General features: G+C 66.7%; 9 protein-coding genes. 6 read left to right on the top strand and 3 right to left on the bottom strand.

Translation table 11 applies throughout. The annotated features are described in order from the left end of the window. Window positions 1-121 precede the first annotated feature (121 nt). The 5 genes from PNI01S_RS24005 (at window position 122) to rlmF (ending at window position 5,699) form a co-directional block, all read left to right on the top strand. Window positions 122-1,777, top strand: coding sequence for a thiamine pyrophosphate-binding protein (locus tag PNI01S_RS24005; protein WP_084359474.1), 1,656 nt, complete (start codon window positions 122-124; stop codon window positions 1,775-1,777). 114 nt (window positions 1,778-1,891) lie between these two features. Further along, window positions 1,892-3,721 carry an SLC13 family permease gene (locus PNI01S_RS24000; protein WP_037013073.1) on the top strand — a complete coding sequence of 610 codons (1,830 nt, stop codon included), beginning with the start codon at window positions 1,892-1,894 and terminating at the stop codon, window positions 3,719-3,721. Between the two features lie 45 nt (window positions 3,722-3,766). Then, complete coding sequence (locus tag PNI01S_RS23995) at window positions 3,767-4,063, top strand: winged helix-turn-helix domain-containing protein (RefSeq protein WP_024762881.1); 297 nt, start codon at window positions 3,767-3,769, stop codon at window positions 4,061-4,063. A gap of 9 nt (window positions 4,064-4,072) precedes the next feature. Then, entirely contained in the window at window positions 4,073-4,651 is a 579-nt protein-coding gene (locus PNI01S_RS23990; protein WP_024762880.1) for a VTT domain-containing protein, read from the top strand. 58 nt (window positions 4,652-4,709) lie between these two features. Beyond that, window positions 4,710-5,699, top strand: coding sequence for a 23S rRNA (adenine(1618)-N(6))-methyltransferase RlmF (gene rlmF / locus PNI01S_RS23985; RefSeq protein WP_037013071.1), 990 nt, complete (start codon window positions 4,710-4,712; stop codon window positions 5,697-5,699). A 54-nt stretch (window positions 5,700-5,753) separates the two neighbouring features. Here rlmF and PNI01S_RS23980 read toward each other — a convergent pair whose 3' ends face one another. After that, window positions 5,754-7,277: an MFS transporter gene (locus tag PNI01S_RS23980; RefSeq protein ID WP_084359472.1), complete on the bottom strand. Its 1,524-nt coding sequence runs from the start codon at window positions 7,275-7,277 to the stop codon at window positions 5,754-5,756. A gap of 158 nt (window positions 7,278-7,435) precedes the next feature. Between PNI01S_RS23980 and PNI01S_RS23975 the strand changes: the two genes are divergently transcribed. After that, window positions 7,436-8,326, top strand: a complete 891-nt coding sequence (locus PNI01S_RS23975; protein WP_024762877.1) for a LysR family transcriptional regulator — start codon at window positions 7,436-7,438, stop codon at window positions 8,324-8,326. Window positions 8,327-8,332: 6 nt separating this feature from the next. Here PNI01S_RS23975 and PNI01S_RS23970 read toward each other — a convergent pair whose 3' ends face one another. Together PNI01S_RS23970 and PNI01S_RS23965 are read right to left on the bottom strand one after the other, a co-directional pair. Continuing rightward, window positions 8,333-8,875: a hydrolase gene (locus tag PNI01S_RS23970; protein WP_024762876.1), complete on the bottom strand. Its 543-nt coding sequence runs from the start codon at window positions 8,873-8,875 to the stop codon at window positions 8,333-8,335. 52 nt (window positions 8,876-8,927) lie between these two features. After that, on the bottom strand, window positions 8,928-17,972 hold the full coding sequence (locus PNI01S_RS23965) for a hemagglutinin repeat-containing protein (protein ID WP_084359470.1): 9,045 nt from the start codon (window positions 17,970-17,972) through the stop codon (window positions 8,928-8,930). Between the last annotated feature and the right edge of the window lie 9 nt (window positions 17,973-17,981).

The following is a 17,981-nucleotide window of genomic DNA, read 5'->3' as shown; positions in this document are numbered from 1 at the left end:
CCGGCTCCCGGCCAGTGCATTCATTCCTCGGAGGAATAACCTTGCGAAGAATGCTCGCTTGGTTCGTCCTGGCAGTTGTTCGAAGATCAGCCCACCCCCGCCCTCCAGGAATCCGATCCCCATGTCCGACCTCCCGGCCCGCAACGGCGGCCAGATCCTCGTCGATGCCCTGCAGCTTCACACGGTGGATACCGTCTACTGCATCCCCGGCGAAAGCTACCTGCCGGTGCTCGACGCGCTGCACGACGCGTCCGGTATCCAGACCATCGTCACCCGCCACGAAGGCGCCGCCTCGAACATGGCCGATGCCTACGGCAAGCTCACCGGCCAACCCGGTATCTGCTTCGTCACCCGCGGGCCGGGCGCGACCCATGCGGCCAACGGCGTGCATACGGCGATGCAGGACTCGACGCCGATGATTCTGTTCATCGGCCAGGTGGAAAGCGCCTTCAAGGGCCGCGAGGCCTTCCAGGAAGTGGACTACCGGCAGATGTTCGGCGGTCTGGCCAAATGGGCCACCGAAGTCGACGACATCCGCCGCATTCCCGAGATCGTCACCCGCGCCTTCCGCGTCGCCCAGTCAGGGCGGCCCGGTCCGGTGGTGATCGGGCTGCCGGAGGAGGTGCTGTTCGGCTCGGCACAGGTCGCCGATGTGGCGCCGTCGCCCATCACCCGCGCCGCGCCGACGTCCAGCGCGCTGGCCGAGCTGCGTGAACGGCTGAGCCAGGCCCGGCGCCCGCTGCTGATCGTCGGTGGCACTGGCTGGACCACCGAGGCCTGCGAGCAGGTACGCGCCTTCGCCCGCGCCAACCGCCTGCCGCTGGTGGCCTCGTTCCGCCGCCAGGACCTGATCGACAACCGCGACGAGCAGTACGCCGGCCAGCTCGGCTTCGGCGCCTCGCCCAGGCTCACCGCGCGGGTGCAGGAAGCAGACCTGCTGCTGGTGCTCGGCTCGCGCCTGAGCGAAACGCCCAGCGTCGGCTACACCCTGATCCAGAGCCCGCGCCCTCAGCAGAGCATGATCCACGTGTACGCCGATGCCAGCGAGCTGGGCCGCGTCTACCAGGTCGACCAGATGGTCGAGGCCGGCATGCCGGAGATCGCCACTGCCCTGGCCGGGCTCGCTCCCCTGAGCGAAACACCCTGGGCGGAGTGGACCGCCGCGGCCCGCGCCGACTATCTCAGCTACGTCACCCCACCCGAGCACGCCGAACCACCGCAAGGCGTGGACCTCACGCAAGTCATCAATTACCTCAACGAAGCGCTCCCGGACGATGCGGTGATCAGCAACGGCGCCGGCAATTACGCCGTCTGGGTGCATCGTTTCTACCGCTATCGCACGCCACGCAGCCAGCTCGCCCCCACCAACGGCGCCATGGGCTACGGCTTCCCCGCCGCCATCGCTGCCAAGCTGCGCGACCCGCAGCGCAGCGTGGTGTGCTTCGCCGGTGACGGCTGCTTCATGATGTACCCGCAGGAGCTGGCCACCGCCGTGCAGTACGGCGCCGCGCTGACCGTCATCGTGGTCAACAACGGCATGCTCGGCACCATCCGCATGCACCAGGAACGCGAATACCCCGGCCGCATCAGTGCCACGCAGCTGCGCAACCCGGACTTCGTCGCCCTCGCCCGCGCTTTCGGCGCCCACGGCGAGCGGGTCGAACGTACCGAGGACTTCGCCGCCGCCTTCGAGCGTGCCCAGGCCAGCGGCAAGCCGGCGCTGCTCGAGTTGCGCACCGATCCGCAGCAGATCACCCCGGTTTCGCGCCTGCCATGACCCGGCGAACGCCCCGCGCGCGGGGCGTCACGCTTCGCTAAGCTGCATCGGATCAACGCAACGTGCCTGCCACAACGGGCACAATGGCGCGCCGAAATAAAGCTAGGGAAGCGCATGAGTCTGCAACTGATCTGGGTCCTCGCCCTCCTCGCCACCGCGGTCGGGCTGTTCGTCGCCAACCGCCCGCGGATGGACGTGGTCGCCCTGCTGGTGATGGTCGCCCTGCCGTTGTCCGGTGTGCTCAGCGTGCAGGAGTCGCTGGCCGGCTTCGCCGATCCCAACGTCATCCTGATCGCCGCGCTGTTCGTCATCGGCGAAGGCCTGGTGCGCACCGGCGTGGCCTACCGCATCGGCGAATGGCTGACCCGCCGCGCCGGCTCCAGCGAGACGCGCCTGCTGGTACTGCTGATGCTCGCCGTTGCCGGCCTCGGGTCGGTGATGAGTTCGACCGGCGTGGTCGCCATCTTCATTCCCGTGGTGCTGAGCATCGCCGCGCGCCTGCACGTGTCGCCGCGCCGGCTGATGATGCCGCTGAGCTTCGCCGGGCTGATCAGCGGCATGCTCACGCTGGTCGCCACCGCACCCAACGTCGTGGTGCACAGCGAACTGGTGCGTGAAGGTTCGAAAGGTTTCAGCTTCTTCAGCTTTACCCCGTTCGGCCTGGTCGTGCTGGTGCTCGGCGTCGGCTACATGCTGGTGGCGCGGCGCTGGCTGGGCGATGACGGCGGCGACGACAAGCAGAGCGTCAAGCGCCGTACCCTCAGCGACCTGATCCGCGACTACCAACTGGCCGGCCGCGAACGCCGCCTGCGCATCCGCGCCGACTCGCAACTGGTGGGCATGAGCCTGGCCGACGTGGAGCTGCGCGCCCGCGCCGGGACCAACGTGGTAGCCATCGAGCGCATGGTGCACTTCCGCCTGAAGATCCTGACGCCCAGCGCCAACATCGTGCTGCACGCCGGTGACGTGTTGCTGGTCGATATCTCCGGCGAACGCAATGACCTGCTCGGCATGTACCACGAATACGGCCTGGAGCCGCTGAGCCTGCAGGGCGACTATTTCACCGAGCGTGCCCACGAGGTGGGTATGGCCGAAGTCACCCTGCCGCCGGAGTCCGGGTTGCTGGGCAGGAGCGTGCGCGACCTGGAGTTCCGCAGCCAGTTCGGCCTCAACGTGGTCGGCCTGCGGCGCAACCGCGAGGCACTGGTGGAGGGACTGCTGGAGGCCAAGCTGAAGGTCGGCGACACCCTGCTGGTGATCGGCGACTGGAAGGAAATCCGCCAGTTGCAGGCGCGCAGCCGCGACTTCCTGGTGCTCAGCCTGCCGGCCGAAGTCGACGAGGCGGCCCCCGCCGCCAGCCAGGCGCCCCACGCGCTGTTCAGCCTGGCGGTGATGGTGATCCTGATGGTCAGCGGCCTGGTGCCCAACGTCATGGCCGCGCTGATCGCCTGCCTGCTGATGGGCGCCTTCCGCTGCATCGACATGGACAGCGCCTACCGCGCCATTCACTGGCAGAGCCTGCTGCTGATCGTCGGCATGCTGCCCTTCGCCCTGGCGCTGCAGAAGACCGGCGGCATCACCCTCGCGGTCAATGGGCTGGTGGGTGCGCTGGGCGGCGCAGGCCCCTATGCGATCCTCGCCAGCCTGTTCGCGCTTACCGCGATGATCGGCCTGTTCATCTCCAACACCGCCACCGCCGTGCTCATGGCCCCGGTCGCCATCGCCACGGCCAAGGCGCTGGGCGCCTCGCCCGAGTCATTCGCGATGATCGTCGCGCTGGCCGCGTCGGCCGCCTTCATGACGCCGATCTCTTCGCCGGTCAATACGCTGGTGCTCGGCCCAGGCCGCTATCGCTTCGGAGATTTCGTCAAGGTTGGCGTACCCTTCACGATTCTGGTGATGATCGTCAGCGTTGTGCTGGTACCCTGGCTGCTGCCGCTGTAGCCGGCCACTGCAAGATCGTCACAAGATCACCAAGGAAACGTCACGATGGAAGTGAGCAAGACCAAGAGCAGTTTCTACCGCCGCCTGTACGTCGCCTGGCTGATCGACAGCGGCACCGCCACCAGCGTCCCGGCGCTGATGGAAGCCACCGGCATGCCCCGGCGCACCGCACAGGACACCCTGGCCGCGCTGGCAGACCTGGACATCGACTGCGCCTTCGAGCAGCACGACGGCGAGCGCAATAACGCCGGCCACTACCGCATCCGCGACTGGGGCGCCATCGATCCGCGCTGGATTGCCGCGCACCTGCCGAAGATCAAGGACATCCTGCAGTACCCCTGAGCCGCCATCATGCTTGCCGTCCCGCCCGCCCTCTGGCGCTTTCGCCGACTGATCCTGCTGCTGGCCTTCGCCGTGGTGCTGGTCCTGCTCTACCGCGCCAGCGGCCTGCACGAGGAATTCAGCCTCGATTACCTGCGCGACGAACTGGCTGACAACCGCCTGCGCGGCCTGTTGCTGTTCGTCGGCCTGTTCGCCCTGGGCAACCTGTTGCACATCCCCGGCCTGCTGTTCCTCGCCGCCGCCGTGCTGGCCATGGGCAAGCTCTGGGGCGGGTTGACTACCTACGCCGCCGCGCTGTTTTCCTGCGGATTCACCTTCCTCATCGTGCGCGCCGTGGGCGGCAATGGCCTGCGGCTGCTGAACAACAAGATGACCCGCGCCATCTTCAGCCACCTCGACCAGCGCCCGGCGACCAGCGTGTTTCTCCTGCGCCACGCCTTCATCACCTCGCCGACGCTGAACTACAGCCTGGCCCTCTCCGGCATCGGCTTCGGGCCCTACATGCTCGGTACGGCGCTCGGCCTGCCGATTCCGCTGCTGCTGTGCTGCCTGCTGTTCGACCGCCTGGGCAGCCTGCTGATCGGCTGAGGCGCGGCAAGCGCATCTGTGGGAAAATCGCCCTCCGCTTTCCAGCCCCACGCCCGCCATGCCGAAACCGCCGAAACGCCCTGCCGCCAAACCCGAGCCCCTGCGCGACCCTGCCGCGAAGCGGCCGAACCTGCTGCACCCGCGCAACCGCCACCAGGGGCACTACGACTTCCCGGCGCTGATCGAGGATTGCCCGGAACTGGGCCGTTTCGTCATCACCAACCCCTACGGCAAGCCGAGCATCGACTTCGCCAACCCCGAGGCCGTGCGCGTGTTCAACCGCGCGCTGCTCAAGGCGCAGTACGGCATCGGCCAGTGGGATATTCCCGCCGGCTTCCTCTGCCCGCCGATTCCCGGCCGCGCGGACTATGTGCACTACCTCGCCGACCTGCTCGCCGAGGACAACGCGGGCAATGTGCCGCGCGGGCCGAACGTGCGCATGCTGGATATCGGCGTCGGCGCCAACTGCATCTACCCGCTGATCGGCCACCGCGACTACGGCTGGAGCTTCCTCGGCTCGGACATCGAGCCGGCCGCATTGGCCTCGGCCCGCGCCATCGTCAATGGCAATCCCGGCCTGGGCGAGGCCATCGAACTGCGCCAGCAGCACGATCCGAAGCACATTTTCCAGGGGCTGCTGGCCGCCGATGAGCGCTTTGCCGCGACCCTCTGCAACCCGCCCTTCCACTCCTCACCGGAAGAGGCCAGCAGCGGCAGCCGGCGCAAATGGAAGAACCTCGGCAAGCTCGACCCATCGCGCCAACTGCCCAAGCTGAACTTCGGCGGGCAGAGCAACGAGCTGTGGTGCGAAGGCGGCGAAATCGCCTTCCTGCGCAAGCTGGCGACGGAAAGCGCGACAGTCGGCCAGCAGGTGCGTTGGTTCAGCTCGCTGGTGTCCAAGGCCGGCAACCTCGACGACTTCCGCCGCGCCTTGAAGAAGGCCGGGGCCATCACGATTCGCACCGTGGACATGGCCCAGGGCCAGAAGCAGAGCCGCTTCGTCGCCTGGACCTTCCTGGAGCCGGAGCACCGTCGAACTTCGCCGTAGGGCGCATAACGCGGCACGCGTTATGCGCCGTCAGCCAGCGCACGGCATGGTCCGTCAGGCCTCGGCCGCGATGGCCGGTATGCTCTCGCGCCCCAGCAGCACGAACACCAGCCCCGCCACAATGAACGTGATCCCGGCGAGCAACTCCAGCACGCGGCTGAACACTGCGGTGTAATCGCCGCGCAGTTGCTCCACCGGCACTTGCGGCAGTTGCTCGACCACCGCCGCCAGGTTGCCGATGGCCAACTGGTTGGCGCTCATCAGGCGCTCCGCCGGGGCCATTCCCAGCGGCTCCAACTGCGCGGCGATCAAGGTTGCCAGCAAGGCACCGACCACCGCGATCGCCACTGCATCGGCGGACACCCGCACCGTGTTGAAGATGCCGGTCGCCATGCCAGCGCGCTCGCGCTCCACGACACTCACCGCCAACCCGTCCATCAACCCCCAGGGCAGGCCGATACCGATGCCGATCATCAGCAGCGGCGCATCCGGCGCGACGCCTTCCGCCAGGTTGCGCGCCAGCCAGAGCAACCCGCCCGCGACGATCAGCAGGCCGATTGCCGACAGGCTGCCAGCGCTGAAGTGCTTTGCCAGAAGCGCTGCGACAAAGGGCACCACCAACAGCGGCGCCGACAGTGCCAGCATGGTCCAGCCGGCCTGCAGCGCGCCCTGCCCCTCAACGCCGATGAAGCGTCCCGGCAACAGCACGATCAGCACCACGTAGGCAAAGGCCGGCGACGCACCCAACAGTTGCACGCCGACGAAACGCCAGTGGTTGAACAGCGAGAGGTCCAGCAGCGGCCGCTGGACACGACGCTCGATGGCGATGAACGCCGCCAGGAGCACGGCACTCGCCACCAGCGTGACGATGACCGCAACGCTGCTCCAACCCTGTTCCGGGGCCAGCAACAGACCGTAGGTGAACAGGCTGAGCGCGGCGGTGAAGCTCAGCGCACCGGGCCAGTCCAGGCCACGCGCCTGTGGGTCGCGGGTCTCGCGGCAGAAGTACACGACTACCGGCACCGAAGCCAGCGCACAGACTGCCGGCACCAGAAACACCCAGCGCCAGCCCGGCCCATCGGTGAGCCAGCCGGCCAGCAATGGGCCGAAGGCCAGGCCAACGCCGAAGGTCGTCCCCAGCAGGCTGAATACCCGCGTGCGGATCGGGCCGTCGAACTCCTGCGCGAGCGCCGCCATGGCGGCGGCAAAAGCTGCCGAACCACCGGCGCCCTGCAGCAGGCGCAACCCATCGATGGCCACCACCGAAGGTGCCAGGGGAATTGCCAGGGTAGTCGCGCAGAACAGCGCCAGGCCGACCAGCCAGATGCGCTTGCGGCCATAGACGTCGGCCAGGCTGCCCGCCGCCATCATCGCCGCTCCGTAGGCGAGCACGTAGCCGTTGACGATCCAGTTCAGCGCCACCGCCGAACCGCCCAGTTCATGGGCAATGGCCGGCAACACTACGGCCGGGCCGGTGAAGCACAGGGGAATCAGCACCGCCGTCAGGCTGGCGGCGAGCAACAGCAACCAGCGCGAAACGTCATTGCCGTCTTGTCGAGTGTCGTGGGAGGGATTCATGGTGGGTCCGTGATGATCCGAAGAAGACCCGCTGCACCCTAAACAACCCGGCATTACGGAAAAACAGGCTAGGATTCCGAACATAACGGACACCAATGTCCGCAATTCATACCCTGCCAAGCGGCACAATGGCCGCCCGCCTACACGGATACATTCACATGGACAGCCTCAACGGGCTCCGGGTCTTCCTCCAGGTCGCCGACACCCTGAGCTTCGCCCAGGCCGCGCGACTGCTCGGCCTCTCCGCCTCGGCAGTGGGCAAGAGCATTGCGCGCCTGGAGGATCGCCTGGGCGTGCGCCTGTTCCATCGCAGTACGCGCAGCCTCAGCCTGAGCAACGAGGGGCAGCTGTTCCTCGAACGCTGCCGACGCATCCTCGACGAGCTGGAGGCGGCAGAGCAGGAACTGGCGCTGTCCACCCAGCAGGCCCGCGGCCGGCTGAAGATCAGCATGCCGCTGGTGGCCGGCCTGCTGCCCCAGGTGCTACCGGAGTTCCTGCGCTGCTATCCGCGCATCCAGCTGGACATCGACTTCACCGACCGCCTGGTCGACGTCATCGAGGAAGGTTTCGACCTGGTAGTACGCGGCGGCGAACTGCGCGACTCACGGCTCAAGGCGCGCAAGCTGGGCGATTTCAGCCTGCTGCTGGTAGCCGCGCCGGCCTATCTGCGCCAATACGGTACGCCTCGCCGGCCGGCCGACCTGAACCAGCACCTGTGCCTGCACTACCGCTACCCCAGCAGCGGGCTGGTGCAACGCTGGCCACTGAACCTTGCGCCGGGTGAGTCGGAGCCGCGCCTGGAGGGCGGCCTGATCTGCAATACCGCCGACATGCTGATCAACGTCGCCTGCCAGGGCATGGGCATCGCCTGCCTGCCCGACTTCGCCGTGCGCGGTGCGCTGAACGACGGCAGGCTGGTGCAGGTGCTCGCCGAGCACACCGCGCACCAGGGCAGCTTCCACGCGCTGTGGCCGGCAGGCCGGCGCATGCCGCTCAAGTTGCGGGTGTTCCTCGACTTCCTTGGCGACCGCCTGTTCGCCAGCCGATGAAGCAGGTCAGCGGATGAACTGCCTGCTGATCTCGCGGAAGACCTCTGTCCCAGCACGCTCCAGCCACTCGAAGGCGACCATCTCCCGAGAGACGACCACCGCGCCGGCCTGACGCATGCGCTCCAGCGCCAGCGCCTTGTCCTGCAGACGACGTGAACCGAGCGCCTCCTCCACCACGAACACTTCGCGATCTTCGGCCAACAGGCCGAGGACCGTCTGCAGCACACAGACATGCGCCTCGGTGCCGCACACCACGAACTGCCGGCGATCGCCACCGGGCATCTGCAACAGGCCGGGATCGTTAACGGCGGAGAAGGCGACCTTCTCCAGCAGCTCGCCCTCGTCCAGCTCGTCGCGCAGCGCCGGCAGCGTCGGCCCGAGCCCTTTCGGATACTGCTCGGTGGCCAGCACCGGCACGCCCAGCCGCCGCGCGATGGCCAGCAACCAGGCGCTGTGTTCCAGCACCGATGCGTTGGCGTGGATGGCCGGGAACAGGCGTTCCTGGATGTCGATGATCAGCAGGGTCGACGTACGCGCCTGAATCAACATGGGCAATCCTCTCGAAAATCCCTTTGTCGACCAGGCGCGCGCGGGTGTCAACTCAAGGCTTGAGTACTGCCGGCTTCGCGCTGCCCGCCGCCTTGGTGGCCGCTGCGGCGCCTGCGGCAACCTGCGCAGCGCCAGCCCCGATGGCCCGTTGCATCTGCTGTGCCATTTTTTCCTGAACGGCTGCAGCCGCACTCATGCCCTGCTGCATGGTTTGCTCCGTCGATTCCTGCTTCGATTGTGCCCGAGCGACACGTTCGGCATTAAGCTGAGCCCCCAATGTCTGCAGTAACAGTGGCAGTTGATCCAGCGCAGCGGGGGAGAGTGTCTTCCCTGCGGTCGCCCCTGTGCCCCCCACATCTCGCATGCCCGCACCGTCGTTGGCCGAAGCGGCGCCCAGGCTCTTGATCAGCGAATCAATCTGCGCCTGTATCTGCGCGAATTGCGCCGCGTTGTCCGGCTGACTGGCGGAGCTCGACAAGCGAGCGATGAGCTGCTGTATCTGCTCGACAGCCTGGGTCTGCTGAGGGTTCGCCCCGTCTTTGATCTGCTGGACGAGGCCGTTGGCCTCATTCATGGTGTCCTGGTACTGCTGCTGGGCGTCACTGACCGCAGTGCTGGTGCGGGCTGGCAGTCCCGCCACCGTTCCCGGACCGGTCTGCGCCCCGCTGGCGGGTGCAGCTGGCGATGCGGAAGCCTCACTCTCGGCGGGCTTGCCGGCGGTCTGCTGTGCTGCCTTGAGCGCCGCGTCCTTCTGCGCCTGAAGTTTCTTCAGTTGCTCGCTCTTCGCATCAGCGGCAGCACTGGCCTGTGCTTTCAAGGCAGCCTCCTTCGCCTGCTGCGCCTGTTCGCGCGCGCCCGCATCGCCCGGCTGCTCCAGCGGGCGACTTTGGGTCAGGTCCGGCGTGCCACTCTGTTTCTGCTTTGCCTGCTCGATGAGCGTATTCAGCTGTGCGGTATCCAGCTTGCCCTTGGCAGGCCCCTCCAACTGCCCAATCAAGTCGTTCATGTGCTGTTCCAGCGCCGCGAGCTTGGCGGGACTAGCGGCCTCAGACTCTCCTGTACCGGTCATTTGCTGCTTCTGCGCGATGAAGGCAGCATTCTCCGCCTCGATCTGCTGCTTGGCCTTCACGAGGTCCTCAATCAATTGCGACGGGGCTTGCTCAAGCAGCGCGTTGATGTCCACCGGCGTCACCCTCGCCGCGTCCGTCCCAGCGCCGGCAACCTGCGCGGGCGCGCTCTGGGCCAGCGACTTGAGCATCGCCGCGTCAGCGGTGGTGGTGCCACCGGGGGCCTGAAGTCGTGCGGCAGCCTGGGGTTGAGCCGAAGCGCCCGTGGCCGGTTTGTCCTTCGGGTCCTGGTTCATCTTCAGGTTGAGCTGACGCTCGTCGCTGTTGTCATGGCTGTCGGCACCGACCTTCACCAGCGTCCCGCTGATCTGCGTGCCCTGGCCGGACTCTATGCTCGCCTGCTGGTCCACCACGGTGCCGCCGGCGACTCGCGTGCTGCCGCCCGACTGGATCAGAGTACCGCTGGACGCCGCGCGGTCGGTAGTCGACTCGCCGGCGCCCAGGCTGCCCTTCTTCTTGCTGCCGGCCGCGTTGGTTTCCAGGCCTCCGGACACCTCCAGGCGCTTGCCCTCGCCGGTCTCGGTGCCGCTGGTGGCACCCAGACGAACGTTGCCGCCCGCAGCGATTTCGGTATCCCCGCCGGTGCTCAGGCGAGCGCCCTCGAAATTGCTGTCGCCGCCGCTGCGGATACTGATTCCGCCATTACCGGCCTGGACGCTGCCGCCGCGTGCCATATCGCTCCGGTCGTTGGACTCATCGTGGGTGAAGCCACCGTTGACCGACGAACTGCCCGCCCGCTCCGTGCTGCCGCCGACCTCGACGCTGGTGGAGCTGGACTGGCTCTCGGCGGTGTCGTGGGCCGCCTTGAAGTTGACGTTGCCGCCGGCATCGATGCTTGCGCCGTTGCCGGCCGCCAGTTGGGTGCCCTCCAGGGTGGTATCGCCCCGGGTGCGGATGTTTAGGTTGCCTCCCGCGCTGATACCACCGACCTGCGCCGTGCTGCTGCTTGAGCTGGACTGCGACTGGCTGTGCCCGGCGGTCATCTCGCCGCCGGCCTTGCCCACCACATCCACCTTGAGCTCGGCATTGGTGCTCTGCGAATGGCTCTCGCTGCTGCTGGTGTCACGGGCAGCCTGGTAGTCCAGCGTGCCGGCCTGCAGGTTGACGTCGCCCCCGGCCTGCATCTGCGCACCAATCAGTCGGGTGGTGCCGCTGGAGCTGGAGTTGATGTTGCCGCCGGCCTTGTAGCGAGTCGTCACCGCCTGGGTATCGCGCTGTTCGGCGCTTTCGCTGCCACCGTCATAGCTGGCGCGTATACCCACCCCTGCGCTGGCACCCGCACCGGCTTGAGTTTCGCCCTTGTGATTGGCACCGGCGGCGGCTTCTGCTCCGGCGCTCGCACCGACACCAACCCGCGCCTCGTGGTGGCTGCCGTCGTTGCTGCTGTACTGGCTGTCGCTCACCGCCACATCACGGATTTCCCGCGCCGATTGGTGGATGTCACCGCCTGCCTCCAGCTGGGTTCCCTGATCGGTAAGGGTGCCCGTGGCGGTGCGGGTGAGCGTGCCGCCGGCCTTGAAGCTGGAGGTCACCTGCCTCACCGAACCGCTGGTTTCGCTGCTGTCTTCGCGCTGGTAACGCAGCCCGGCGCTGCCGTTGGCTTCACCGCCAACGCTGGCTTCGGCCTTGGCGCCGGCGCCGGTGCTACCCACCTTGCCATGGGCGCCAGCGGAGGCCTGGGCGCTGGCATCACCACCAAAGTAGACGCCAGCCGTTTGCGAGGAATGGTCGCTGGAATGTTCGTCGATGTCCTGTGCAGCGCGGTTGTCGATGTTCTTCGCAGCGATGTTGATATCGCCGCCGGACACCACATTCGCCCCGACGAAGGTGGCGTTGCCCTGGCTGCTCAGGTTCAGGTCGCCGCCGGCCTTGAGCGTCGAGCCGCTGTTGCGCAGGGAATAATCCGAACTGCTGTCGTGCTCGGTACGCACACCGATGGTTGCCGTACCCTCGGCGCTGGCCGACGCTGCGGCCTGTGCGCCGGTCTTGGCGCCAGCGGGTACGCCGGCCTGGGCTTCGGCGCTGGCCTGGGCGCCCGCCTGCGCGCTGCCGTCGCTGAAGATGCCGGTTGACTCGCGGGAGGTGCTGGTGTTGCTCCAGGTTTCGTTACGGCCAGCAAGCACTTCGGTGTTTCCGGCATTCAGGGTCATGTCGCCACCGGACTGCACCGTCGAGCCTTGCACCTTGAGCGTACCGTCGGTGTTGGCACGCAGGTCGCCGCCTACCTGCAGCGTCGAACCGACGCTGGTCCGCGAGCCGGAGTTGCTGGTGGTGGTGGTGCGCTCGGAGAACTTCAGGTCGCCGTTGCCGGAGGCCTGCGCGTCGGCCGTCGCCTCGGCACCAGCCGACGCCTTGCGACCTTCGGCTCCAGCGTGAGCGCCGCTGCCTGAGCTGGACGAAGCGTTGCCGGCGCCGCCCACCTTGAGGAAGGTCGTAGTCTCGGTCGTCTTGCTGTGGCGCTCCTCGTCCAGCCCATCGAGTACATTGATGCCCTTGCTGGCATCGATGTCGGCATCACCTGCGACCTTCATCGACGAACCCTGCAGGGCCATGCTGCCCTTGGAGTCCACGCTGGCATTGCCGCCGACGGTGATGCCGGAGCCGGCGTTGGTGCCTTTGAAGTCGTCAGTGGTAATAGTTTCGCTGCCCGCGAGCCCACCGCCGACACCCAGTCCGGATACGTGACTGCTGGTCTGGGTGGAACGCGTATCCTGGCGTGCCTCGAGGCTGAAGTCACCGCCGGTCTTCACGGCCAGATCACCGCCCGCGCCGACCGTCGAGCCGGCAATGGTGGTATCCCCGCCGCTGCTGATCGCCAGGTTGCCGCCGCTGCTCAGCGTAGAGCCGATGTGTTGATCGCCGGTAGTGGTCTGCGATCCCCAGGCGTTGCCGCCGCTGTGCTCCGGCGCGACGTAGCCAGTGGTGGTGGTGGTATGGCTGACGATGGTGTCGAAGGTGACATTCTCGCCGGCGGTGAGTGTCGCATTGCCCTGGGCGGCCACGTTGCCGCCGGTAACGGTGAGGTCCTTGCCGGCATTCATCGCCAGGTTGCCGGTCGACTCGATGCTTGCCGTGTTGCCAATGCTCGTCGATGCGGTATGGCTATCGCCATTCTGCTCGGCCAGAGTCTGATTGCGAATGCTGCCCTGACTGGACGCCAGGCTTACGTCGCCGCCGCGCAGGGTGCCGCTGGTGTTGCTGATATCGCCGCTGGTATTTACCGTCAGGCGGTTGCTGCCAGCAATGGTGCCGCCGGTGTTGTTCAGACCGGAGCCACCGATAGTGATGTCATTGGCGGCAATCACGGCCCCCGTGGCGACCGACGCGATGGTGTTCGCGGCAAGATAGACACGCGGCGCCAGCACCTTCTGGCCACCCACCTGGACTTCCTCCATCCAGACGATGTCCTGGGTCAGCGAAGCGGCCTGCTCGGTTGTCAGCGGTTTGCCGAATTCCAGACCCAGCGCTCCGCTCTGGGCATAGGCCTGATCCATCATCTGCTTCATCTGCTCAGCTTCGTTGGCGTAGCCGTGGATCACGTTGCTGCCGATCTGCTGGATCAGCTGCTGGCGGATCAGGTAGGCCTCGTAGTCGGCATCGCCCAGGCGTTTCTGCAGGGTGTCGGTGTCGTATCCGTAAAGTCGCGCCAGGTAATCCGAGCCCAGGTAAGCGGAGCCAACGGCGAATAGCGGGTTGGTTTCGATCAGGAAGCCCGCGCCTGGCTCGCGGCTGATCACAAAGTAGCCGTTGGGATTGCTGGGCAGGCGCAGGTCCAGGGAGGCGAAGGACAACGGGCCTCCGGCGACGATACCCACGCGCCCGGCTGCATCGATGGCGCCCAGCGAACTGACACCGCTGGCCACTGTACTGCCCTCCCCCGCGCTGCTGCGAGTCTTGACGGAACCAGAGATCAGACCGCTCTGGGCAACCCTGGTAGGGTCGCCAGCATAGGGAGAACCGGCGTTGTTCAATGTGCCCGAGGTGAAGCGAAAATCGCTCGCAAAGATCCCGGCACCGAAGCCACCCAGGTTGGTCGGAGTTCCTTTGCGCACGGCCCCGGCGATGGATGCCTGCTGGGCCCAGCGTTCCAGCTCCGCAGGGAAGCTGCCACCGGACATCTCCTCGCTGCGAGCCCACCCCCAACCGGGGTTCCAATCCCACATGTCGTTGTCATCGTCATCCGGGTCACCGTCCCAGCCATCGCGATTGGGGTTGATCCTGGCCCAGGTGACGAAGTGGTCATCCGCCGACGACTTCTCATCGTCAACCCGAATCCAGCGACGGGTGTAGTCGAATGAATAGAGGGTCAAGTCCTCGTTGATAAACGTACCCGTGCCGCCAATCGAGACGTTGCTCGCCGAGAGCACAGCGATCTTGTTGAGGCCGGAACCACCGTAGTTGACGCTCAGCCGGGATCCGGAACCGGTGGCAATGATGCCCGCCTTGGGCAATGCCCGCAGCGCGCTCTCGGTGATGCCCACCAGATACTCACGCCGGGTGAAGTCTTCTTCGTAGACCCAGGCATTTATCCCCTTGTCGAGACTGCCCTCGTTGGCAATCTGCCAGGAGTTGCGGTTACGAATCTCCTCTGCGCCACCCAGCGCCTTGCTGATGGATTGCCCGCTGGCCAGCGTGGTTTCGTTCGTGAAGCTACGGATAACGCTGATGGCGATATCACCCAGCGCCACCACCGAGCTGTTGTTGACGAAGTCGTAGCTGTTGCTGGTCACCCCGCCACTACTGTCGATAGTCGCGCCGACGCGGTTGTATACGCCGTTCTCGGTGGCGTTCAACCACAACCACTGCCCGGCATACAGCGCCCCGTAGTTGTCGATCGCACCGCTGGAAGCTCTCACATCAAGCTCGCCCAGGGACGACAGCCCACCCGTGTTGTAGTTGCTGATACTGCTGGCGTTCAGATTGAGGTTGGCGTTGGCGTGAATGGCACCGTAATTGTCCAGCTGATTGCCAATACTGAACTGACTGTCACCGGTGGGGCCGCCGGAAACAATGGCCGCGCTGTGGTTGTTCGCGGCGCCGTTGGTCAGCGAGTCCAACTGCGCGGTGATCGTGCCCGCCGCGCTGGCCTTGCCCTGGTTGTCCAATGAGCCGCCGTACAGGTTCAGCACATTGCCGGCCAGCAATACGCCGGAAAGGCTGTTGTTCAGTGCGGCAAACCGTGCGGCGTTGTCGCCGATGCGCAGGTTGCCGGCCGCCTGGATACGCCCGGTGTTGGTGAGATTGGCCGCCGTGGCGGTATCGAGGCTGAGGTTGCGGTCCCCCAACAACCTGCCGGTATTGCTCACATCACCCTGTGCGTTCAGCGCCAGATCCCCCGCGCTGTGCACCTGCCCACTGTTGCTCAGTAGCCCGCCGCTGGTCAGCGACGTTGCGCCCGCCCCCTCGATATTGCCGCTGTTGTTCAGCGCACCGCCCTGCAACAGCAGGCTGCCCGAGGCGTACTGGGCCCACAGCGTGCCGCTGTTCTTCAGCGCGTCGCTGCTGGTGATGCTCAGGCTGCCAGCCGATTGCAGTTGGCCCTGATTGTCGAAGCTGCCCAGGTTGAAGTTGTCCTGGCTGCCCGCCACGGTGGACGCCAGCAGCTTGCCCGCTGCCGCATTGAGCAGGCTGCCCGCCGTGATTTGCGTACCGCTCCCCGCCTGGATCGCGCCACGGTTCTCCAGTGTTGAGCCCGCGAGCACGAGACGCCCGCCGGTCAGCACCTGGCCGTTGTTGAACAGGGCAACGCGGCGATTCAGCTCGCCCAGCGCCAGCCCCGTGCGTCCTTGCAGCAGCCCCAGGTTGCCCAGGCTGAAATCGCCCAGGGCCGAGGTCACGCTCAGCGCGCCATCCGCGATGACCTGGGCGCCGGCGCCGTTGCTCAATGCGCCCCCCACGTCCAGGTGCAGGTCGCCGGCGCTTTGCAGCGTGCCATTGTTGACGAAGCTGTCGGCCGCAGCCGAGCGAGCGGTAGCTCGCAAGTCACCGCCTCCATCCAGCACACCGCTGTTGTCGATTCGCTGTGCGCTCACGTCCAGCGCGCCATTGCTACCACCATGCGCGCTATCGAGCGCCAGCAGTTTGCCGCGGTTGCCGAGCACCCCATCGGCGTCGATGCGCAACGCGCCGGCCGATTGCACAGTCCCCTGGTTGGCCAGCGCGCCACTCAGGCGAATCTGCGTGTCCTTGCCAGCCACCGTTGAGCCGAGGATCTGCCCACGATTGTCCAGGCTTCGCGCGTTGATCTGGCTGCCGTGCGTCGCCTGCAGCGTGCCGGCATTGGTCAGTGCGCCGGCCTGGATCGCCAGGGTATCGCCCAGCAGTTGGCCGCTCGCCTGGTTGTCCAGCTTCAACTCGCGCCCGGCAGCACCCAACCGCAGCGCACCCGCCGCCTGCACGGTGCCGCTGTTGCTCAAACCGGCGCCCTGTACATCGAGATCGCCGCCGCTGAGCAGTTGCCCGGCGTTCTCCAACTGCCCGGCCGCTTCCAGGCTCAGGCCACTCTGCGCCTTCACCTGGCCGGCGCTGCGCAGGCTGCCGGTTTCCGATGCCAATTGTGCACGGGTCCCGGCGCTCAGTGTCGCCGTGCCCAGGTTCACATCACCGCGGCCGCGCAGATCAAGACCGCTGCCGGCATACAGGCTCGCGCCGCTGGCCCCCACCTGCAGGCTGCCGAAACGCAGGGTCGATGCGCCGCCAGCCCCCCAGGCGGAACCGTCCACCGCCGCATTGCCGCTGATACTCAGGCGCAGGTTACGGGCGGCGAAGCGACTCTGGCCCGCGGAGCTGTCCAGCAGGCTGGCAGCGCTCACGCCAAGGTCGCGCTCGGCGGTCAGCTTGCCAGCGTTCAGGCTGACACCACCGACGCCCGCATCGAGTCCGATATCGCCCTTGGCGCTGAGTTCGGCGTTGCTGCCATTGAGTTGCAGAGCGCCGCCATCGACCTGGCTGCCGGTGTACTTCACCGCCAGGTTCTGCGCGGCGCCAACCCGCCCGTTCAGCTCGATCCGTCCGGAAGCGCTCAGGGTGAAGTCACTGGAGCTGGCCGCCTCGCCGCGCATGCGCACGCCAACGCCATCTTCGGTCGCGAGCAGGCGGATGCGGTTGGCGTACATGCCGCCCAGCGCCGTGGAGTCGATGGCGTAGGCCGGTTTGTCGCCGTCCGCCGCCAGGGCGTTGACGGTGCGATCGGCATAATTGAAGCGGTTGCTGCCGGCGACGATGCCGACATCCTTGCCGTTCACCTGGCCATCGATCAGCACGTTGCGCGCCACCAGGTCGAGCACGTCCTGGCGCTGGCCATCCAGGCCCTTGCCGGTGACCAGGATATCGCCACGGTTGACCTGGAAGCCGCTCACCGAACCGTCCGCGCCCAGCACCGGCTGGCCAGTGGTGAGAGTCGCGCGGTCACTGTTGATGAAACCACAGCCGGCGCAGGTGATGCCGTATGGGTTGGCAATGATCACGTCGGCCTTGCCGCCGAGCACTTCGGCGTAGCCTTGCAGGCTCGAACGATTATTCGCCACCACCTCGTTGAGGATGACCCGCGCCTGATCGTTCAGGTTGAGGTTCGGCATCACCTGGCCTGCCAGCTGCGACTGCAGGGCTCCCGTGCCCGTCTTCGCCGAGTTGTTGTTGAGCACCTGGCCGCTGGGGTCGATGTTGTACTGGATGTAGCGGTTGTGCGAGACACCGGCGGCATTGCCGGCAGCGATGTCGATGACCTGCACACCGTTGCCGGCTCGGTAGGCCTGAGTGTTGCCATCGGCAGTCTGCACCCCGCCGGCCAGCGCCGACTGCGCGTAGAGCGCGGCGGACAGGCTGCCCAGCACGAACACCCCGATCTTCCCGCCCGCCCCTGCGCTCCCCGCACCGGCCGCGCCGCGCTTACCCTGGGAGCAGGCGTGCTCCGAGGCGACGACGAAGGCGTTGCGGCACAAACTCCAGATCACTCGATAGACGTGGTTCATGACGGCTGC

Origin of the sequence: Pseudomonas nitroreducens NBRC 12694 (assembly GCF_002091755.1) — a bacterium.
In the GTDB taxonomy this organism is placed as follows: Bacteria; Pseudomonadota; Gammaproteobacteria; order Pseudomonadales; family Pseudomonadaceae; genus Pseudomonas; species Pseudomonas nitroreducens.
Note: the sequence above shows the minus strand (reverse complement) of the source record. Positions and strands in the feature narration are given on the sequence as shown.

What these genes read in the sequence shown, in the direction of transcription:
- PNI01S_RS23970 (WP_024762876.1), bottom strand. Translation starts at nt 8,875, where the DNA reads ATGTTGATTCAGGCGCGTACGTCGACCCTGCTGATCATCGACATCCAG.
- PNI01S_RS23990 (WP_024762880.1), top strand. Translation starts at nt 4,073, where the DNA reads ATGCTTGCCGTCCCGCCCGCCCTCTGGCGCTTTCGCCGACTGATCCTG.
- PNI01S_RS23995 (WP_024762881.1), top strand. Translation starts at nt 3,767, where the DNA reads ATGGAAGTGAGCAAGACCAAGAGCAGTTTCTACCGCCGCCTGTACGTC.
- PNI01S_RS23965 (WP_084359470.1), bottom strand. Translation starts at nt 17,972, where the DNA reads ATGAACCACGTCTATCGAGTGATCTGGAGTTTGTGCCGCAACGCCTTC.
- PNI01S_RS23980 (WP_084359472.1), bottom strand. Translation starts at nt 7,277, where the DNA reads ATGAATCCCTCCCACGACACTCGACAAGACGGCAATGACGTTTCGCGC.
- PNI01S_RS24000 (WP_037013073.1), top strand. Translation starts at nt 1,892, where the DNA reads ATGAGTCTGCAACTGATCTGGGTCCTCGCCCTCCTCGCCACCGCGGTC.
- PNI01S_RS24005 (WP_084359474.1), top strand. Translation starts at nt 122, where the DNA reads ATGTCCGACCTCCCGGCCCGCAACGGCGGCCAGATCCTCGTCGATGCC.
- PNI01S_RS23975 (WP_024762877.1), top strand. Translation starts at nt 7,436, where the DNA reads ATGGACAGCCTCAACGGGCTCCGGGTCTTCCTCCAGGTCGCCGACACC.
- rlmF (WP_037013071.1), top strand. Translation starts at nt 4,710, where the DNA reads ATGCCGAAACCGCCGAAACGCCCTGCCGCCAAACCCGAGCCCCTGCGC.